This window comes from Acidobacteriota bacterium (assembly GCA_028874215.1).
GTDB lineage: Bacteria > Acidobacteriota > UBA6911 > RPQK01 > JAJDTT01 > JAJDTT01.
Genome location: JAPPLF010000108.1, coordinates 73,914 through 90,643, shown reverse-complemented (window position 1 = coordinate 90,643; position 16,730 = coordinate 73,914). Strand labels below are relative to the sequence as shown.

Annotated in this window: 13 protein-coding genes; 8 read left to right on the top strand and 5 right to left on the bottom strand. The window is 64.1% G+C overall.

Translation table 11 applies throughout. From position 1 onward, the window contains the following. Positions 1-102: 102 nt before the first annotated feature. A complete protein-coding gene (locus OXT71_22115; protein ID MDE2929091.1) occupies positions 103-2,571 on the top strand; it encodes an FAD-dependent oxidoreductase in 2,469 nt (822 codons plus the stop codon). A gap of 16 nt (positions 2,572-2,587) precedes the next feature. Beyond that, on the top strand, positions 2,588-3,379 hold the full coding sequence (locus OXT71_22110; GenBank protein MDE2929090.1) for a phosphosulfolactate synthase: 792 nt from the start codon (positions 2,588-2,590) through the stop codon (positions 3,377-3,379). Between the two features lie 21 nt (positions 3,380-3,400). On the opposite strand, the gene OXT71_22105 is transcribed toward OXT71_22110, so the two are convergent. After that, positions 3,401-4,585 (bottom strand): DUF1080 domain-containing protein, encoded by a 1,185-nt coding sequence (locus OXT71_22105; GenBank protein ID MDE2929089.1) that lies wholly within the window; start codon positions 4,583-4,585, stop codon positions 3,401-3,403. Positions 4,586-5,124: 539 nt separating this feature from the next. Here OXT71_22105 and OXT71_22100 point away from each other — a divergent pair. Continuing rightward, positions 5,125-6,213, top strand: a complete 1,089-nt coding sequence (locus tag OXT71_22100) for an NHL repeat-containing protein (protein ID MDE2929088.1) — start codon at positions 5,125-5,127, stop codon at positions 6,211-6,213. Further along, complete coding sequence (locus tag OXT71_22095) at positions 6,207-7,238, top strand: NHL repeat-containing protein (GenBank protein MDE2929087.1); 1,032 nt, start codon at positions 6,207-6,209, stop codon at positions 7,236-7,238. The genes OXT71_22100 and OXT71_22095 overlap by 7 nt, the downstream gene beginning before the upstream one ends. Before the next feature lie 35 nt (positions 7,239-7,273). On the opposite strand, the gene OXT71_22090 is transcribed toward OXT71_22095, so the two are convergent. Continuing rightward, positions 7,274-8,923 (bottom strand): hypothetical protein, encoded by a 1,650-nt coding sequence (locus OXT71_22090; GenBank protein MDE2929086.1) that lies wholly within the window; start codon positions 8,921-8,923, stop codon positions 7,274-7,276. A gap of 80 nt (positions 8,924-9,003) precedes the next feature. On the opposite strand from OXT71_22090, the gene OXT71_22085 reads away from it, so the two are divergent. Further along, the gene (locus tag OXT71_22085; protein ID MDE2929085.1) at positions 9,004-9,423 is read left to right on the top strand and encodes a nucleotidyl transferase AbiEii/AbiGii toxin family protein; all 420 of its coding nucleotides are present in this window, start codon (positions 9,004-9,006) and stop codon (positions 9,421-9,423) included. Positions 9,424-9,702: 279 nt separating this feature from the next. On the opposite strand, the gene OXT71_22080 is transcribed toward OXT71_22085, so the two are convergent. Then, positions 9,703-10,854, bottom strand: coding sequence for a Rid family hydrolase (locus OXT71_22080; protein MDE2929084.1), 1,152 nt, complete (start codon positions 10,852-10,854; stop codon positions 9,703-9,705). Positions 10,855-10,947: 93 nt separating this feature from the next. Continuing rightward, complete coding sequence (locus tag OXT71_22075; GenBank protein MDE2929083.1) at positions 10,948-13,125, bottom strand: PQQ-binding-like beta-propeller repeat protein; 2,178 nt, start codon at positions 13,123-13,125, stop codon at positions 10,948-10,950. 136 nt (positions 13,126-13,261) lie between these two features. Between OXT71_22075 and OXT71_22070 the strand changes: the two genes are divergently transcribed. The 3 genes from OXT71_22070 (at position 13,262) to OXT71_22060 (ending at position 15,073) form a co-directional block, all read left to right on the top strand. Further along, positions 13,262-13,579, top strand: coding sequence for a hypothetical protein (locus OXT71_22070; GenBank protein MDE2929082.1), 318 nt, complete (start codon positions 13,262-13,264; stop codon positions 13,577-13,579). A 7-nt stretch (positions 13,580-13,586) separates the two neighbouring features. After that, the gene (locus OXT71_22065) at positions 13,587-14,093 is read left to right on the top strand and encodes an SH3 domain-containing protein (GenBank protein ID MDE2929081.1); all 507 of its coding nucleotides are present in this window, start codon (positions 13,587-13,589) and stop codon (positions 14,091-14,093) included. Between the two features lie 92 nt (positions 14,094-14,185). Beyond that, positions 14,186-15,073, top strand: a complete 888-nt coding sequence (locus tag OXT71_22060) for a cupin domain-containing protein (GenBank protein ID MDE2929080.1) — start codon at positions 14,186-14,188, stop codon at positions 15,071-15,073. A gap of 70 nt (positions 15,074-15,143) precedes the next feature. Here the strand turns inward: OXT71_22060 and OXT71_22055 are convergent, their stop codons facing one another. Next, on the bottom strand, positions 15,144-16,730 hold the full coding sequence (locus OXT71_22055; protein MDE2929079.1) for a hypothetical protein: 1,587 nt from the start codon (positions 16,728-16,730) through the stop codon (positions 15,144-15,146).

Genomic DNA, 16,730 nt, shown 5'->3' with positions numbered 1-16,730 from the left:
CCGACAACGGCGGCGAACGATCAGCGGGTGTTGTTCCGGTCACTTCCAGGACGATAGAATCCGGGCCGGACGGAGGCTCCGCCTCCAAGGACGCACGCATTCATGGATCCCCCAAGACTCCCCCGCCAAGCCCGGTTGGTCATTATCGGGGCCGGCGTCGTGGGCTCCAGCGCCGCCTACTACCTGACCCGTTACGGTTGGGACGATGTGGTCGTTCTGGATCAGGGGCCTCTGTTTCAGGTCCTTGGGTCCACCTCCCACGCTCCCGGACTGGTCTTCCAGACCAATCCTTCCCGGACCGTCTGCAAGCTGGCCCAGTGGACCGTCCGGCTCTACCGCGAACTGGGTTCCCAATCGGAAGCTTCCTGCTTCTATCCGGTGGGAAGCATCGAAGTCGCCGGCAGCCTGAAGCGGCACCGGGACCTGAAGCGGCGTGCCGGTCTGGCCCGCTCCTGGGGATTGCCGGCCCGGATCCTGACTCCGGAAGAGGTCGGATGCCTCGTTCCCCAGATCGATTCCCGGCGGATATACAGCGGTTACCACGTCCCTTCCGACGGTCTGGGAAAGGGGGTCCGCATCTTGAAGGCCCTGGCCCGGGAGGCCGGGAGCCGGGGCGCGCTCTTCATGCCCGACGCCAGGGTCACCTCCATCGAATCACGCGATGGCAGGGTGACGGCAGTGGTCTGCAGCCAAGGCCGCATTGAAGCCGGGAAGGTTCTTCTCTGCGCGGGAATCTGGGGCCCGCGAGTCGGCAGGATGGCGGGGGTTCCCGTCCCCATGCAGCCCATGCAGCACCTTTACGCCCGGACCGGTCCCCTGCCCGCGCTAGCCGGAGCCGGCGACGAGGTCACACAACCGATCCTCCGGCACCAGGATCGCTCCATGTACTCCCGGCAGGACTTCGACCGCTATGGCGTGGGCTCCTACCGGCACGAGCCGCTGCCGGTGGACGTCGAGTCATTGGGTCCGGATCCGTCGGGTGCTCCCCAACCGGCGCTCCGTCCTTTTCCGTCCCACCACTTCGACAACGCCTTGGCCGACTCCAGGGAACTGTTCCCCTGCCTGCGGGAGGCATCGTTCCCCTTCCGCCTCAACGGGATCTTCGCCTTCACCCCCGACGGCCAGTCATTGCTGGGACAATCCGCCCATCTCGAGGGCTTCTGGCTGGCGGAGGGAGTGTGGCTGACTCACGGCGGCGGCGTGGGCCGGGCCATCGCCCAGTACATGGTGGAGGGTCTTCCCCCGTTGGACCTGCGCGACCTGGACTGCAATCGCTTCCACGCCCATGTCCCCAGCCGGCCCTATGTCCTGGCTCGAGGACGAACGCAGTACCGCGAAGTCTACGACGTCATCCACCCCAACCAACAGATCGAGCGTCCGCGCCGGCTACGACTGAGCCCCTTTCACCCGCGCCTGGAGGAACTGGGAGGGGAGATGTTCGAGAACGCCGGCTGGGAACGGCCCCAGTGGTTCGCCGCCAGCAAGCGCCTCCCGGCCCCTGAGGGAGGACTCGGACGACAGGGCTGGAGCGCCCGTTACTGGTCCCCCCTCATCGGCGCCGAGCATCGCGCCGCCCGGGAGCGGGTCTGCCTGTTCGATCTGACCCCCTTCACCAAGCTGGAGGTCGCGGGTCCGGGCGCCCTGGCCTCCCTCCAACACCTGGCCGCCAACCGGATGGACCGGCCTCCCGGCCGAATCACCTACACCTCCCTGCTGAACCGCCGCGGCGGGATGGAGGCCGATCTCACCATCACCCGGTTGGAGGAGGACCGCTTCTGGGTCATCACGGGAGCCGGGACGGGTATGCGCGATCTGGCCTGGCTCCGCCTCCATCTGGACCGGAAGAGCCGGGTCCAGATCCGGGACCTGACGTCGGCATGGTGCTGCCTGGGAGTCTGGGGTCCCGCCGCCCGGGAGCTGGTCCAATCCGTCAGCGAGAACGACCTGTCGAACCAGGCCTTTCCCTACCTGACGGCCCAGCGGATCTACGTGCGCCACGTGCCGGTGGTCGCTCTCCGTATCTCCTACGTGGGAGAACTTGGATGGGAACTCTACGTTCCGACGGAATACGGATTGCATTTGTGGGACACGCTCTGGGAGGCGGGTCAATCCCTGGGAGCGGCGGCAGCGGGAGGAGGAGCTTTCGAGAGCCTGAGACTGGAAAAAGGCTACCGGCTGTGGGGCGCCGACGTCCACACGGAATACAACCCACTGGAAGCGGGTCTCGGTTTCGCCGTGAGCATGGACAAGAAGGACTTTCTGGGAAAGGCCGCGCTGGAAAGGATCGAAACCGAAGGGGTGAGGCGGAAATGGTGCTGCCTCCGGCTGGAAGACCCCGATACGGTGCTCATGGGAGCCGAGCCGGTCCGCTTCGAGGCAAGCACTGTGGGCTACGTCACCAGTGCCGGTTACGGCTATACGGTTCAGGAGAACCTGGCGTTCAGCTATCTCCCCACAGAGGCCTCTCTGCCGGGAAGCCGCCTGGAAATCGACTATTTCGAGGAGCCATGCGCAGCGACGGTGGTGTCCATTCCCCGTTACGATCCCAAGAACCGAAAACTGACTCGATGACGCCAGCCGGGTCCGGATGAACGAACGGCACATATTCGCCGGCTTGGACGGCGCTCCGCGCAGCCGGAAGCCCCGGTCGTCGGGTCTGACCATGGTCGTGGATTGGGGCCTTGGCGCCGGCCACCAGAACGACCTGGCCGCCACCGCGGCGCCCTACATCGACTTCGCCAAGATCGCCGTCGGTCTGTCGCGTCTGCTCACGGGTGCAGTCCTGGTCGAGAAGATCGAGGCCTACCGGGCTCACCGGATCGAGGCTTTCCCCGGCGGCCAGTATCTCGAGTACGCCCAGGTCCACGGGAAAGCCGATCTCTACCTTCCGGCCTGCCGAAGGGCCGGATACCGCTGGATCGAAGTCTCCAACAACGTGGCCGACGTCCCTTTGGAATGGAAGGTCCGGGTCATCGAGGAAGCCGTGTCCGGATTCGGGATGGGCGTCCTGGGGGAGGTCGGCAAGAAGGAGGGCCTCTCCCACGGTCCCAGCTTTCCCGACGACGCCAGGGCCTGCCTGGACGCCGGCGCCAGCATCATCCTGCTGGAGGCCGCGGAGCTGGTTCACGCCGATGACGCGACCTGTCGCGAGGTCGACGAAACGGTGGCGGCCGTCGGTCTCGATCGTGTCATGTTCGAACTCCCCGGACCCTGGATCCCCGGTGTCGCGTCGCACCACATCCATCGGATGCGGCGCGACCTGGTGGATCGATTCGGCCCCGAAGTGAACGTGGGGAACGTGATGCCGGACGACCTGCTGTCGCTCGAGGCTTATCGGCGAGAACTCGGCATCAACGCCGGCAAGGGACCGGCGTCCTGAAACCGGCGCACGTGACGCCGGTCAACGCTCCGGCAGCTCGACGGCCCGGATGTTCTTGAAGTCCAGGTTCGTGGTGGGATCGTGGGCCTGAAGGCTGACCACACCGGGAACCAGCCGGGCTTGGCGCCGGGCATTGTTGCCGGGCGGCCGCGGGTCTTCCCAGTCACTGGTCTGGACGCCGTTGACCCAGACCGCCAGATGGCGGCCATGGGCGATGACCGTCTTGTAGAAGAACTCTCCATCTTCGGGAATGACTTCGCGGGCCGGCACGTAGAAATAGAGTCCCCCCGTGCCGAAGTCATGGGGTTGCGTGCGATCGCCGTTGCGGAACTCGTTTCGGATCTGGGACTCGTACCCGCTCCAGAAGACCCCCTTCTCCCCCCGGAAGAAGACGCCGCTGTTGGGATGGTGGCCGGCGTGGGGCGGGTTGGTCCGGATCGCCAGTTGCAGCACCAGGTTCTTGAGTTCCTTCTCGGTCTCCAGTTGTCCGGCGCCCTTCTCCACGTGGAGGATCCCGTCCCTCACCGACCATTCATGCACGTCGTCCCGGTTGGGGCGATCGACCTTCCGCCAACCACTCAGATCCTGTCCATTGAAGAGCGGGCTCAACCCCAGCGGCTTGAGCTTGATATTGCGATACTCGATGGGCTTGTCCACGTTGTACTGCAGCCCGATCACGCCCACGGCATGCGACGAGTCATTGGCGTCCAGCACCTGCTTCCCGTTGAGCTTCACGACGAAACGGCTCCCCACGGCGCGAACCTCGTACCGGTTCCACTGGCCACCCTCGAACCGGGCGGGTTCCGCTTTCACATAGAAGACCAGGCTGCCTGTGTTGTAGCCCTGCGGCTGCCGGTTGTAGACCTGGAGTTCGTACCCGGTCTCGTGGGGCGGCCCCCTGCGGGCGGAGCGGAGAAAGATGCCGCTGTTCCCGTCCTCTGCGGTGCGAAATTCCAGGCTGAGCTCGAAGTCGCCGAACATGCTGGTCGTGCCCAGCCACCCATACCCGCCGCCGTCGGATCGGAGCACTCCGTCGTCCACCTTCCAGCGGGCGTCCCCATGCCATTCCCAGCCGTACTCGGTCTTGCCGTCCCAGAGCAGGATCCATCCCGCCGCGGCCTCCTCCGAGGTGAGGGTGTTGTGGTCCGAGGCGAATGCCGAAAGCGGCATCAGCAAGAAGGCCAAGATGCAAATCAGAATAGGCATGGCGTTTCTCCAGTTCCCGGCACCCGAAGCTCCGACGATGGGTATCGCGACACAAGGTGCATCTCCCAAGGTTTCCGTTCCCTCGAACTTGACCGTTCCGTATAGTACAGCGAAATCCCCTTCGATCCAGTTGCCGACTCCAACTCCCGGCACCAACAAAACGGCGGCATCCCTCCCTGCCCCACTTGAATTCGATATTCGTATGGCCCTGGTTTCGCTGTGCTAGACTCGGCGCCGGTGGCTTTGAAACCACAGCCTGATCACAGGATCTACTTGGCCGTTTTGCGCCGTATGACCGCCCGGCAGCGGCTGGCCAAGGCGTTTGAAATCTCCGACAATGTCCGGCAACTTTTTCGTGACGGTTTACGTCGCAGGTTTCCCGATCTGTCCGAAGAAGAATTTCAGCAACTCTATCTGAATCGACTTTCTCTGTGTCACAACAGGAATTACTGACCAGGGTCGTGATGGAGACGGAGTAACGACTCGGTGGCCTGGAGCCGGTTCAGGCAACAGGTTCATCCCACTCGCGAGAAAACGGCGTGGATAGGCCCAAGGTCATTCTTCTGGCAACCTGGGGTATCCATGACGGTGGTCATGGCGAGTCGGCATTCAGAAATCCGTCAGCCCTGGCTTCGGACCATGAAGGGAACCTCCTGGTCGCCGACACCGGTAATCACCGAATCGTGAAGCTGGACCGGAACGGCCGCCGGCTCTGGTCCGTCGGTGCACAGGACTCGTCCGGGAGGCCCCGGCGCGGCACGGCCCAGTCGGAATTCGACAGTCCCCAAGCCATCGCGGTGGACCCCCGGAACAACGTCTACGTCGCCGACAGCCGGAACTGCCGGGTCCAGAAATTCTCGCCGGAGGGCGGCCTGCTGACTCTGTTCGGGAGCTGGGGAAACGCGCCGGGACAATTCGGTGGAGATGGACCTCTGGGGATCGCCGTCGACGAGCAGGGCCGGGTGCTGGTCAGCGACAGCCATACCGCCGAAGGCGGCAACCACAGGGTCCAGATCTTCACTCCCGCCGGAGATTACCTGGAGCACTTCGGAAGCTACGGCACCGGGCCCCGGCAGTTCGGCGGCGCGGCTCCCATTCGCCAGTACGGCTTCGATCACGGGCCCGGAATCGGTCCGGGTCCCATCGGACCCGCCGGCATCGCCGTCAACACCCAAGCCGGCCACCTGGCGGAAGAGCACCTCCGAGGCGGTATGGTCTTCGTTGCCGACTGCGACAACGATCGGGTGATCGGATTCCGGGGACCCACCGTTCCTCCCGTTCATATCGGCGCCGGCGAGATCTTTCGACCGCGCCAAGTGGCGGTGGACGGCAGCGGGCGGGTCTACGTCTCGGGAGTCCACATGCACGAACCGCCGATGGCGGTCCACGACCTGAACCGTCCCGGCCAATGGAGGTTGGAGGCCGAAGCCCGCTGGGTATCGGTGTTTTCGGCCTATGGGACTCCTCTGGGCAGGATCGGCCTGACCGAGACCCACGACCAGATGCGGCACCGTTACGGCGCCGGCCTGCACGCGCACGGATACGGTCTGGCTGTGGACCGGTTGGATGAGAGCATCGTCTACGTGCAGGGCGATCATCTGATCTTCAGCTACCGGGTGGAATGGTGACGGGCCCAGGAATCGAACTCCTGAACGCCTTCGGACCCAAGCAGGGCGGCCGCCTGCCGGGTCAGTTCCACAACCCCGAAGGGCTCGCGTCCGACAGCCGCGGCCGGATCCTGGTCGCCGACGAAACCAACCATCGCGTTCAGCGGATCAGCCCGGACGGTGAACCGTTGTGGTCGCTGGGAGCCGTCGGATCGGACGGGAGACCCCGCCACGGCACCGCACCGGGGCAGTTCTTCATGTTCCGGGGGATCGGAGTCGATGCGGACGACAACCTCTTCATCGGCGACTCCTGGAACAACCGGGTGCAGAAATTCGATTCCGGCGGTTCCTTCCGGATGATGTTCGGCAGCTACGGCAACGGTCCCGGTCAGTTCGGCGGGGCCGGTCCCAACGGCCTGGCCTTCGACGCCGACGGGCACATCTACGTCAGCGACACCCACACCTATCTGGGCGGAAACAACCGGATTCAAAAGTTCGATCATCGCGGCCGTTTCGTGGCGGCGTTCGGCGGACATGGCGAGAGAGCCGGCCAATTCGCCGGAAGATCACCGTTGAGGGGCCGCTACGGACACGAGACCGGCCGCGGCGCCACCTCTCCCGAGGGTCCGTACGGCTTGGCGGTGGGCCCCGCCAGCGGTGACCTCTATGCCTCCGATACCGAGAACAACCGCATCCAGGTGTTCGACCTCCAGGGAAACTTCCAAAGATCCATCGGCGACGGCGTGATTTTTCAGCCTCGCCAAATCTGCGTCGACAGCCGGGAGAACATCTACGCCGCCGGTTTCCACTGTCCCCCCGACGTCGGCGGAATCGGCCCGGTGGTTCCCGTCGGCCCTCAGCACCGATTCTTGTGGATTCTGAGCCAGAACGGAGATCTCCTGGCCACCATCACGGCAGACGACGCCGAGGGGCTGTTCGACCACTTGGGAGGCCGCCACCACGCCGTGGCCGTCAGCCGGGCGGACGAGGGGCTGGTCTTCATTCAGGCGGGACACCAGATCCTCAAGTTCCGGGTCCACTGGTAGCCTGGGAACGGGGGTTGTCAACCACCGATTCCGGGTCAGCGACCGACTCCCAGCTCCGTCGTTTGGAACGGCTCCAGGCTGTCGATGGCCTCCAGCGGCTGACTGTTCACGTCCCACTTGTACTGCCGCAGCATGATCCGGTCGCCCAGAAAGTCCGCCAGTGTGAAACCGTGCTCCTCCACCGGCGGGACCGTCTCCTCCAGGTCCAGGTGTGCCGGCGGTGTGGCGCCAATGCCGCGGACGACCGACGGAAAGCCTCGGATCGAAGTGCCGATGGGGCCGCTCAGGACCGCGGTCAACGGATTGTCCTTCAGCTCGAATTTCCCGGCGCGATGCATCCGCCCCACGCCGATGGCATGGAGGTCTCCACTGACCACCAGGGGAACCCGCGAGGGCTGGGCGGCGATCGCCCTGACCAACCGGTCGTGTTGCTTGAGCCATCCCGACTGCCAATAGGGTTTCGGAACCGCCGTCGTCAGGGCGCCCGCCTCCCGGTCCAGCACGTCCGGATACCATTCTCCCCATTTGCCCGCACTCCACCCGAAGGGGTTCGAGGGAGCGTGGATCAGATGCCGCACTTCGTTGGAGCCGGTGCGCTCCAGCAACCATTGCTCAACCTGACGTTCGACGAAGACTGCGGTAGGTCCTGCCAGACTCAGCGTCCGGCGCACGTCGTAGAGCAGAACCTCGGCGAGCCTCCCGTAGCGGATGGTCCCGAAGCTCTCGGACAGGTCGCCCCGGTCTCCAACTCCCGACCAGGGCAATCCCGCCGGACGCCGGACGTCGGGAAGAAACTCCGGATAGTAGAGCTGCTGGGTCGCCCGTGCCAACTGGAGCTGGAACCAGGGGATGGGGAAATTGACCAGCTCGTCGCTGGCGGCGTCATTCTCCCAGTGGTCGTGGTCGTCCTGCAAAAAGAACACCGGCGTCGACCTGAAGTCCACGCCGTACACCGGCACGATCTGCGGCCCGGCCGCCGCCTTCAGCGCCGCTTCGTTGCTGCCGCCGAACGGGGAAGCCGAAAAATCGAAGTTGGACTCCCGTCCGCCGGGACTGAGTTCCCCGACGCCGTCCCCCAACCAGGTGTGGAGATCCCAATACATGTGGTCGCCATTGGCCACGGCGGCATGCGGCCGGAGAGACAACGCGCGCCGAAGCAGCCGATTGCGGATGGCGGCGGGGAGAAACCCGCTCCGTTTGCCGATCCCCGAATAGCTCCCGCCCGGACCGCCCGCACAGGTGAAAAAGAGCAGCCGGAACCGCTCGGGGAGGGTATGGGGCGCCGGAAATGTCGAAAGCTTCCACGGTTCGCACAGCGCCCGTCCGTCACCACCCGCAAGGGAGAGGGAATACGGAGTATTCGGCTCGAGACCGATGGCGTAGAACTGCCAGAAAACGCCTGCCGTGTCGTTCATCCGGCCCGCAAACTCGGCAGATCCGATGCGCAGCTTGGGCGTGTCCGGCAACGGACCGTTGAACGAGACCTTCACCAGCATCCGGGAATCGCTGACCGTGGGAAGGAGATGGCGCACCCTGCCGGCGTCCCAATCCGGAGCCGGGGGCGGAACACTTTGACTCGCCATCAGAGGGAGCGGCAATCGTCCGAAGACGGCCGGTCCCATGGCGCCCGCCGTGCCGGCAAGGAATCGCCGGCGATCGAATTGAACCCTTCTCTTTCGCAACAACGGAACCCTTCCCCCAAAATGGACCGGGAGATCCTCAAGTTACCATAGCCGGGTCATGCTACTCTTTTCGCAGGACATCCATGAATTTCGACCGGTTCCTCCAACTTCTGCGAGAACTCGAGGCGCACCGGGTCGAATACGTGTTGGTCGGGGGAGCCGCACTCAACCTCCACGGGATCATCCGGGCTACCGAAGACATTAACTTTTTCGTTCGGCTGCAAGACGGGAACGTGGAACGCTTCAAGGCCGCGCTGAGGGCGGTCTGGAACGACCCTCAAATCGAAGAAATCAAGGCCTGTGAGATGGCTGACGCATACCCCGTCATCCGCTATGGCCCTCCAAATGGAGATTTTGCCATCGACTTGTTGTCTCGGCTGGGTACCGAATTCGCATTCGACGATCTCGATGTCGAGGTGGTCGAGTTGGAAGGGGTCAAGATTCGCCTGGCCACGGCTGCGACACTCCACCGAATGGAAGAAAGGGACGGTTCGTCCAATTGACAAGGCTGACGCAGCGGCGTTAAGTGAAAAGTTCAGCTTGGAGGACCAGTGTGCCGGTCACCAAATTCAAGGACCATGACGACGCGCGCCGTGCCCTATGGTCCGACTCGAATCATCCTCGCCTCGCCCACCGCATCCGGCGGCTATGGGAGTTTTCCCGCCGCTTGGCGCGACCCGTAGCGCCGAAAGGTGTTCAGTACTTTCCCTCTATCGAAGCGGCAAACCGGGAGAGGGATTCCCGGGCCAAGGGATCTGCCGGCTAAACCGGTCTCACTTGTTTCACTGGCCCGCCGGCACCGCGACCATATCCACCAACAGGGTGCGGTCCGGGATGCCGATGGTTGCCACGGAGATCTTGGATGCGGCCGGCGGCCGGGTCGGCTGATAGTACTCGGGCCGCAATTGGTTCAGCATCTGCGACGCCGGCCTGCCGGAGACGTAATAGGTCGCCTTGGCCAAGTGATTGAGGTTCGACCCGGCCGCCTCAGCAACGCGCTTCAACTCATCGAGGACCGAACGGACTTCGCTTTCCGGCGTATCTACAAGGCTGGCCACGATGCCACCGATGTAGATCAATTCGCCGGCGTGGACCCGCGCCACACGACTGTAGACCGGGGACGCCTGGTCACCGGGAGGCGTGATGTAGCTGACGGTCATTTCCTTCTTCTGCCGATCGGGCGCTGCCGCGATCAATTCGATCTCGGTGGCGCGTGACGGGGACGTCCACGCGACGTAGACCACCGGCGGCGAGGAGACGTTCCCGAAGGCTCGGTCGATTTCAAGTTGGACGGTCTCCCAATGGGACATGGGTTGAATGAAGGCCTTGACCTGCACCACGTCGGCCCGGGTGCTCCCCAGGTGCGCCAGCACGTCGAAGAGTTGCCGCATGGTCTCCGTCGTGGCTTCCGCCAGGGCGCCGGAACCCACGCGGCCGGATACGTAGAGTATGTCGCGGCCCGGCGGCATCACGGATGCCTTGTTGCCGAATCGGGTGACCGCGCCATCATTCATGGGCACGGCGATGACGGCGTCCGCGGCGACGGACGCGCCACCCGGAATCGGCGATGGAATCAGCGTGAGGGCGGGGCAGGCTTCGCGGGACCATGCCTGCTCGATTTCAGTTTCGATCCGGCGGATCAGACCAGGTTGGGGTTCGGCGACGTAGAGGTTCAATTTGGCCACGTCTGCAAGCGTCGACCCGTAATGCCGGGCAATGGCCTCGACCTGCGCGGCGATCCGGGAAATACCGGACGCCCCCTGTCCTGCCTCGGCTCCGACAATCATTCCAGTGTGCGCCAGTCCCGCTCTGCCGACCCGGATCGCACTGGGAATACCACTGCCGCCGATGGGAAACCGGGTGAGCTCTGCCGCCGTCACCTGAGAACAGGTCAGAAGCCATGCCGATGCGACGATCGAATTCAGTCTCCACATGAAATTGCCGGACTCACACAAGAAGCTGGGAGCCTGCCATTGGCGAGTCGGCTCAGATCGGCAACCGACCGGAGGGCCGCGACCGTTTTCGTTTCAGGGATCGTTTTCAGTTTCCCCATCCGGCAGGGCGAACGCCAGATAGCTGCCCCCCGACGGCGCCCCCGATTTGCCGCCTCCGGCGGCGATGACCACGAACTGGCGTCCCCCGGCCTGATACACGGCGGGAGTGGCATTCCCTCCAGCCGGAAGGCCGGCCTCCCACAACAGGCGGCCCGTGGCCTTGTCGAAGGCCCGGAATTTGCTGTCATGGTTGGTGGCCCCGATGAAGACGAGGCCGCCGGCGGTGACCACCGGCCCGCCGTAGTTCTCGGTCCCCGTGTTTCGGAGCCCCTGGGCGGCCAATTCGGGGAATTCTCCCAACGGAATCTGCCAGGCGATTTCTCCCCGGTCCAGATCGACGGCCGTCAGCGTGCCCCAAGGGGGCTCGACGCCCGGATATCCGTCCGGGTCCAACAGCTTGTCGTAGCCGGCGTGCCGGTAACGGAGGACCGGGTCCCGGGTTTTCCTCCCCTTTCTGCTCAGAGGAGCATCCTCGCCCTTCAGGAGATAGCGAGCCACCGCCTGGAGCTCGTCCGGTTCCAACTGGTGGAAACCGGGCATCCGGCCCCCGCCCTCGCGGATCATGCGGACGACCTCCTGCTCGTTCGAGTGATTTCTCAGGTGGACAAGAGACGGGAATTCGGGCGGAGTCCCCCGGAGGTCCGCCCGGTGGCAGCCGGCGCACCGGTCCAGGTACAGTTGCTGTCCGCCGAACGGTTGATCGGGCCGGGAGGTCTCCACCAATCGCAGGACCCACGCCATTTCGTTGGCATTCACGTAGAGCAGTCCGGTCTCGGGATCGAAGGCGGCCCCTCCCCAATTCGCTCCACCGTCGAACCCGGGGAAGATGACCGTCCCCTGGAGGCTGGGAGGGGTGAAGGGTCCTTCGTTTCGCAGGCTCCTCAACCACTTCAGGACGGCTTCATGCGCCTCCGGAGTACGGCGCGTGACCATCTCCTCGGTCAGCCGCTGCCGCGCAAACGGAGGCGGCTTCAGGGGGAAGGGCTGGGTGGCGGCGACCCGTTCCCCCACGACGTCGGTTTCCGGCGCCGGCCGGTACTCGATGGGGAACAGGGGAGTTCCCCGCTCCCGGTCGAATACGAAGACGTGACCCGACTTCGTGGTCTGCGCCACCGCGTCCACCAGCCGCCCGTCCCGCTTCACCGTGACCAGCGAGGGCTGAGCCGGAATGTCCCGATCCCAGAGATCGTGGCGGACGAACTGGAAATGCCAGACGCGCTCTCCGGTCGCGGCCCGGAGCGCGATGAGGGAATTGGCAAAGAGATTGTCGCCGTGGCGATTGGCGCCGTAGAAGTCGAAGGAGGCCGACCCCGTGGGGATGAAGACCATTCCCCTTTGCAAATCCACGCTCATGCCCGCCCAACTGTTGGCGGCTCCGGCATATTTCCAAGCGTCCTCCGGCCAGGTCTCGTAGCCAATCTCTCCCGGACGGGGAATCGTGTGGAAAGACCAGCGCAGCTCGCCGGAACGCACGTCGTAGGCGCGGACGTCGCCGGGCGGTGCCGGGAGACCCTCGCTCATGACGCTGCCCTGGATCAGGAGGTCCCCGTAGACCACGCCCGGCGTTCTGGCCCAGATTCGAAGAGTCTCGGTCGGACGCCCCAAGCCGACTCTGAGATCGACCCGCCCCGAATCGCCGAACCCTGGTATCAGCCGGCCGTTGCGGGCGTCCAGGGCATAGAGGTACGGCCCCTTGGTGGCGAAAATGCGCCCCTCCCGTTCATCCCCCCACCAAGCCAATCCCCGGAGGCGCCTCTGGGCGCGCGTGAATTCTCCGGGCAGCTCGACTCGCCAGATCAACCTGCCGGTGGCCGCCTCCAGAGCGAAGATTCGCAGTGTCGGCGTCAAGGCATAGAGAACATCGTCGATGACGATGGGATTGCACGGCATCTCCGAGTCTTCCGTGGCATCTCCCGTGTCGTGCGTCCAGGCCAACTCCAGCCGTTGAACGTTTCCACGATGGATCTGGGTCAATGCCGAGTAGCGGATGCTTTCGGCCGTGCCTCCGTACACTCGCCAGTCCGTGTATCCACGTTCGGGAACACGCCGTTCCTGCGCCAGAGCCAAGCCTGAAATCGCCAGGAGGAGGGTGGCCGGGAGGAGCCGCCGGATGTGTGACATGGTGATCTGACTACCAAACTTGACAGTCATCGGAAAGGATTTCAACCAAAAGGGCGGGCGGCCGGAAGCCGCTCGCTGGAATATTTTCAAGGTTCCATGTAGAGTTTAAGCTCGCCGGGCGGAACTCTCGAAACCCTTGGTGTTCAATCCCCCGGAGGTTCTCCGTATGGCCAGGAAGTCTCGACAGTCCTACCTCAAGCGGCAAAAAGAGTTGCGCAGAATGGAGAAGGCCAACCTGAAGCGCCAGCGGCGTTTCGAACGGAAGAAAGGTCTGGCTCCGGTAGAGCGCTACGACTTCGGCGAAGATCCGGATCTCGAGGAGGCCGAGCCTGAGACCATCGGTTTTCATTTTCACGAGGTGTCGAAGCTCAAGCCCATGGGTCCGGGGTCCGGAACCCATATGAAGCCTCGAATCAGAAAACCGTCCGCCGACTCCCAGGAAGCGGAATCCTCTTCCGACGCCAATTTCCGTTCGGGAGACTAGCGGGCGAATGAGACCCGCGCCGTCGGTCTGCCTCGGATTGATCCTGCTCTTTCTGAGTGGACCGCTGCTGAGTGCGGCCCATTACGTCGAGATCAGGACCCGAATCGCCAATATCCGTAACGCGCCCCGCCGCGGCGCCGGAATCGTGGCCAAGGCGGCACGCCACGACGTCTTCCAATTGGAGGACGAAAAAGGCAACTGGTACGCCATTCATCTCTTCTCGGCGGCGACCCGCTACGTGCACAAGTCGGTGGCGCGCCCCGTTGCTTTCGTCGCGGATCTTCCATCGGACAGCTCGGTTCGCCGCGACATCTTCATGGCATGGAAAAAGGCTGAACAGAGGGCCCGGGACGAGGCCGACCGGAGGCGGCCCCGGGACAGGAACCTGAAGCGGAACATCAGCCTCAAGAATTTATTGAACGACCGCTACAAGCTGAAGGTCTTCCGCGACTTTCAGTTGCCGCCCGCCGTCTATCGTCGAATCGTCCTGGAGGGAAACCGCCGCGGGTGGTGATGCCGGCGGCATCTCCTGACGGGGTTACTCTGATCGACCTCCCGCGTGGGTTGCTGCGGTCCGGCGCCGGTGCCGCCAACCTGGATAGGCCTATGAAAGTCGTTCTCCTCATGCTGCTGTTCTTCACTTCGGCCACAGCCCAGAAAAAGCCGCTTGCGGAACGGATCGGACACACGGCGCCCGAGACGCTGAGGACCATCAAGGCCGTTCACGGCGGCGCCGGTGAGATGGCCTACATGACCCTCCTGGGACGGGACGCCTTGTCCACCAATCTCCTGTTCGTCCACCGGGGCGTGCTGCATCCCGGCGGCGGTATCGGCCACCACTTCCACAACCGGATGGAGGAGATGTACGTCATCTTCGACAACGAGGCCGAGTTCACCATCGACGGAAGGACCTCCACGCTTCAAGGTCCGGCCGGTGCGCCTTGCACCCAGGGAAGCTCCCACGGCATCTACAATCCGACGGACCGGCCCACCGAGTGGATGAACATCGCCGTCTCCTCGGTCAAGCGAAAGTACGATGCCTTCGATCTGGGGGACGACCGGGTCGGCGCGCCCAAAGATCCGGTGCCCGTCTTCATGACCATGCGGCTGGACCGCCGGCTGCTCAAGGCCACGGACAGGCTCCTCGGCGGGACCGGAACCGTCCTTTACCGGCGGGCGCTCTCACCGGAGGTGTTCCGAACCAATTGGGCCTACGTGGACCACCTGCTCCTTCCTCCGGGAACCTCGTTGGGGAAGCACCGGCACCAGGGTGTGGAGGAAGTGTTCTACGTGATGGCCGGGACCGGAACTTTCCGCCTCGGCATAGGGGACCGGGAAGAAACCGCCCCGGTAGCGGATGGAGACGCTGTTCCTGTCCTCCTGGGCGAAGCTCACTCCATCGCCGGCGGCCCGGACTCTTCCCTGGAACTGATGATCATCGGGGTCGCCCGGGAAAAGGACAAGCTGGATACGGTCGTGGTGGAGTCTCGATAATCCCCCTTTTACACTTCCCCACCGCCGACCTGCACAAAAAAGAAGACCGGGGACAGGAATGTCCCCTCTCCTACGCGGTGGAGAATTCATAGGGACCCAGGTCCGGGTCCACGTATTCCCGGTGGAAGTTCTTTCCCATCAGGTACCGGGTCTCCAACTCCAGATCGCGGACCCTGATCGGTTTGGTCACCTCCGGGTCCCGCTCCAACAGAGTGATCTCCATTCGGTTGGCCCCGTTCTTGGGCCAGTGGCCGCGCTCCAGCGTGAAGACGAACCAATAGCCTGAGATCCGCTGCCGCGGGGCGTGCATCTTGTACATATGATTGATTTTCCGGAGAGAATCTTCAGGAAGCTCCCGCCCGTTGAGTCGAAACCGCCAGCGATCCAGCTCGGTCGTCTGCCTCACCCGAATCCTCAGCAGAACCCGATGGACCCGTCCCACCGAATCCCAACGGGGCAGATCGTCGCTGATGGTGAAATCGAGGTTGACCGGCCGGCCCACCTCCAGTTCGGCCGGGAGCGGAGCCCGCGTCTGAAGGACCGTGTCTTCGGCCCCCCGGCCCGGCTGGGTCAGCAGGTGGTAATGCTTGTCGCGGGTCTCCATCACGTGCGGATAGGGCAACTCCCGCAGCTTCTGGTAGAAAGGAGCCTCATACGGCCAGTCCAGGAACCAGCCCCGGTCCAGGTACATTCCGTCGATCCCCTGAGCCCAGTAGTTGCAGGCCGTGGCCCGGAGCATCTCGATGGTCTCCACATCCAGCCGGTCGGTCTCGACCCTGCTCTGGATCGCCGCGACGATCCGGGTGCCCGTTCCTCGGGCGGCCTTCACCAGGGGACGGAAGTCGGCCATCTGGTTGACCACGCCCGGCTGGTCCTGAACCACCAGGACATCCACCAGCCCCTGGCGAATCCACTCCTCGACGTCCAATCCCAAAGAGTAGCCGCCGGCCAGGTTGGTGGGCACTTTCACCAGCAGCTCCCGAACCGCGCCGCTGCCTCGGACGGTCTCGGAAACCCGCCTTACCCACTCGGTGAGAATGGGGCGTCCCTCGTCGATCCGGTGCGGAGCGAAGAAATAGGGAAAACTGTTGAGGCTGAGCTCGAAGCCGTCCACCGGATACCGCCGGACCGTCTCCTCCACGATGGCGAAGCGTTCGTCCCGCGCCTCCGGATGCCGAAAATCCAGACACCCGAAACCGGGATACCCGGGGTCCACGTCCCCCTCGGCACCGATTTCCAGGTGTTTGTTGTTCCAGCGAAAGTCGGAGACTCGAACCCAGACGGTCCCCTCCCCCCGTTTGACGGCCGGCCACTGCACGTTGAGGGAGGGATAGAAGCGGATGTTCTCGCTCCGGGCCCGGTCGGCGACGACTCGAAGCGGATCATCTCCGGCATCGATCATCATGCGGGCGTTCTGATGCGCCCGCCGCCAGATCAGATGGGGCCACTTCTCCACGTTGTGCCCCCAGAGCTCGCCGGCCTTCGTGTCGTGGAGCATGGTCCGCCCCTCGCCCAAGGAGAAGACCAGTGCTTCGACGGGAGTTCCCAACAATTCGTCCACGGCGGCTTCGTACTCCTCCTTCTGCATGGGAGGCTCGTGCATGTAGATCAGCGGATGGCGGCCGTCGTTGTGGAAGTAGATGCGCGGCTTCTTCAT

Excerpts from the sequence above, each read along its gene's own strand:
- OXT71_22070 (MDE2929082.1), top strand. The coding sequence starts at position 13,262 with ATGGCCAGGAAGTCTCGACAGTCCTACCTCAAGCGGCAAAAAGAGTTG.
- OXT71_22085 (MDE2929085.1), top strand. The coding sequence starts at position 9,004 with ATGAATTTCGACCGGTTCCTCCAACTTCTGCGAGAACTCGAGGCGCAC.
- OXT71_22055 (MDE2929079.1), bottom strand. The coding sequence starts at position 16,730 with ATGAAGAAGCCGCGCATCTACTTCCACAACGACGGCCGCCATCCGCTG.
- OXT71_22115 (MDE2929091.1), top strand. The coding sequence starts at position 103 with ATGGATCCCCCAAGACTCCCCCGCCAAGCCCGGTTGGTCATTATCGGG.
- OXT71_22080 (MDE2929084.1), bottom strand. The coding sequence starts at position 10,854 with ATGTGGAGACTGAATTCGATCGTCGCATCGGCATGGCTTCTGACCTGT.
- OXT71_22095 (MDE2929087.1), top strand. The coding sequence starts at position 6,207 with ATGGTGACGGGCCCAGGAATCGAACTCCTGAACGCCTTCGGACCCAAG.
- OXT71_22105 (MDE2929089.1), bottom strand. The coding sequence starts at position 4,585 with ATGCCTATTCTGATTTGCATCTTGGCCTTCTTGCTGATGCCGCTTTCG.
- OXT71_22065 (MDE2929081.1), top strand. The coding sequence starts at position 13,587 with ATGAGACCCGCGCCGTCGGTCTGCCTCGGATTGATCCTGCTCTTTCTG.
- OXT71_22060 (MDE2929080.1), top strand. The coding sequence starts at position 14,186 with ATGAAAGTCGTTCTCCTCATGCTGCTGTTCTTCACTTCGGCCACAGCC.
- OXT71_22075 (MDE2929083.1), bottom strand. The coding sequence starts at position 13,125 with ATGACTGTCAAGTTTGGTAGTCAGATCACCATGTCACACATCCGGCGG.
- OXT71_22110 (MDE2929090.1), top strand. The coding sequence starts at position 2,588 with ATGAACGAACGGCACATATTCGCCGGCTTGGACGGCGCTCCGCGCAGC.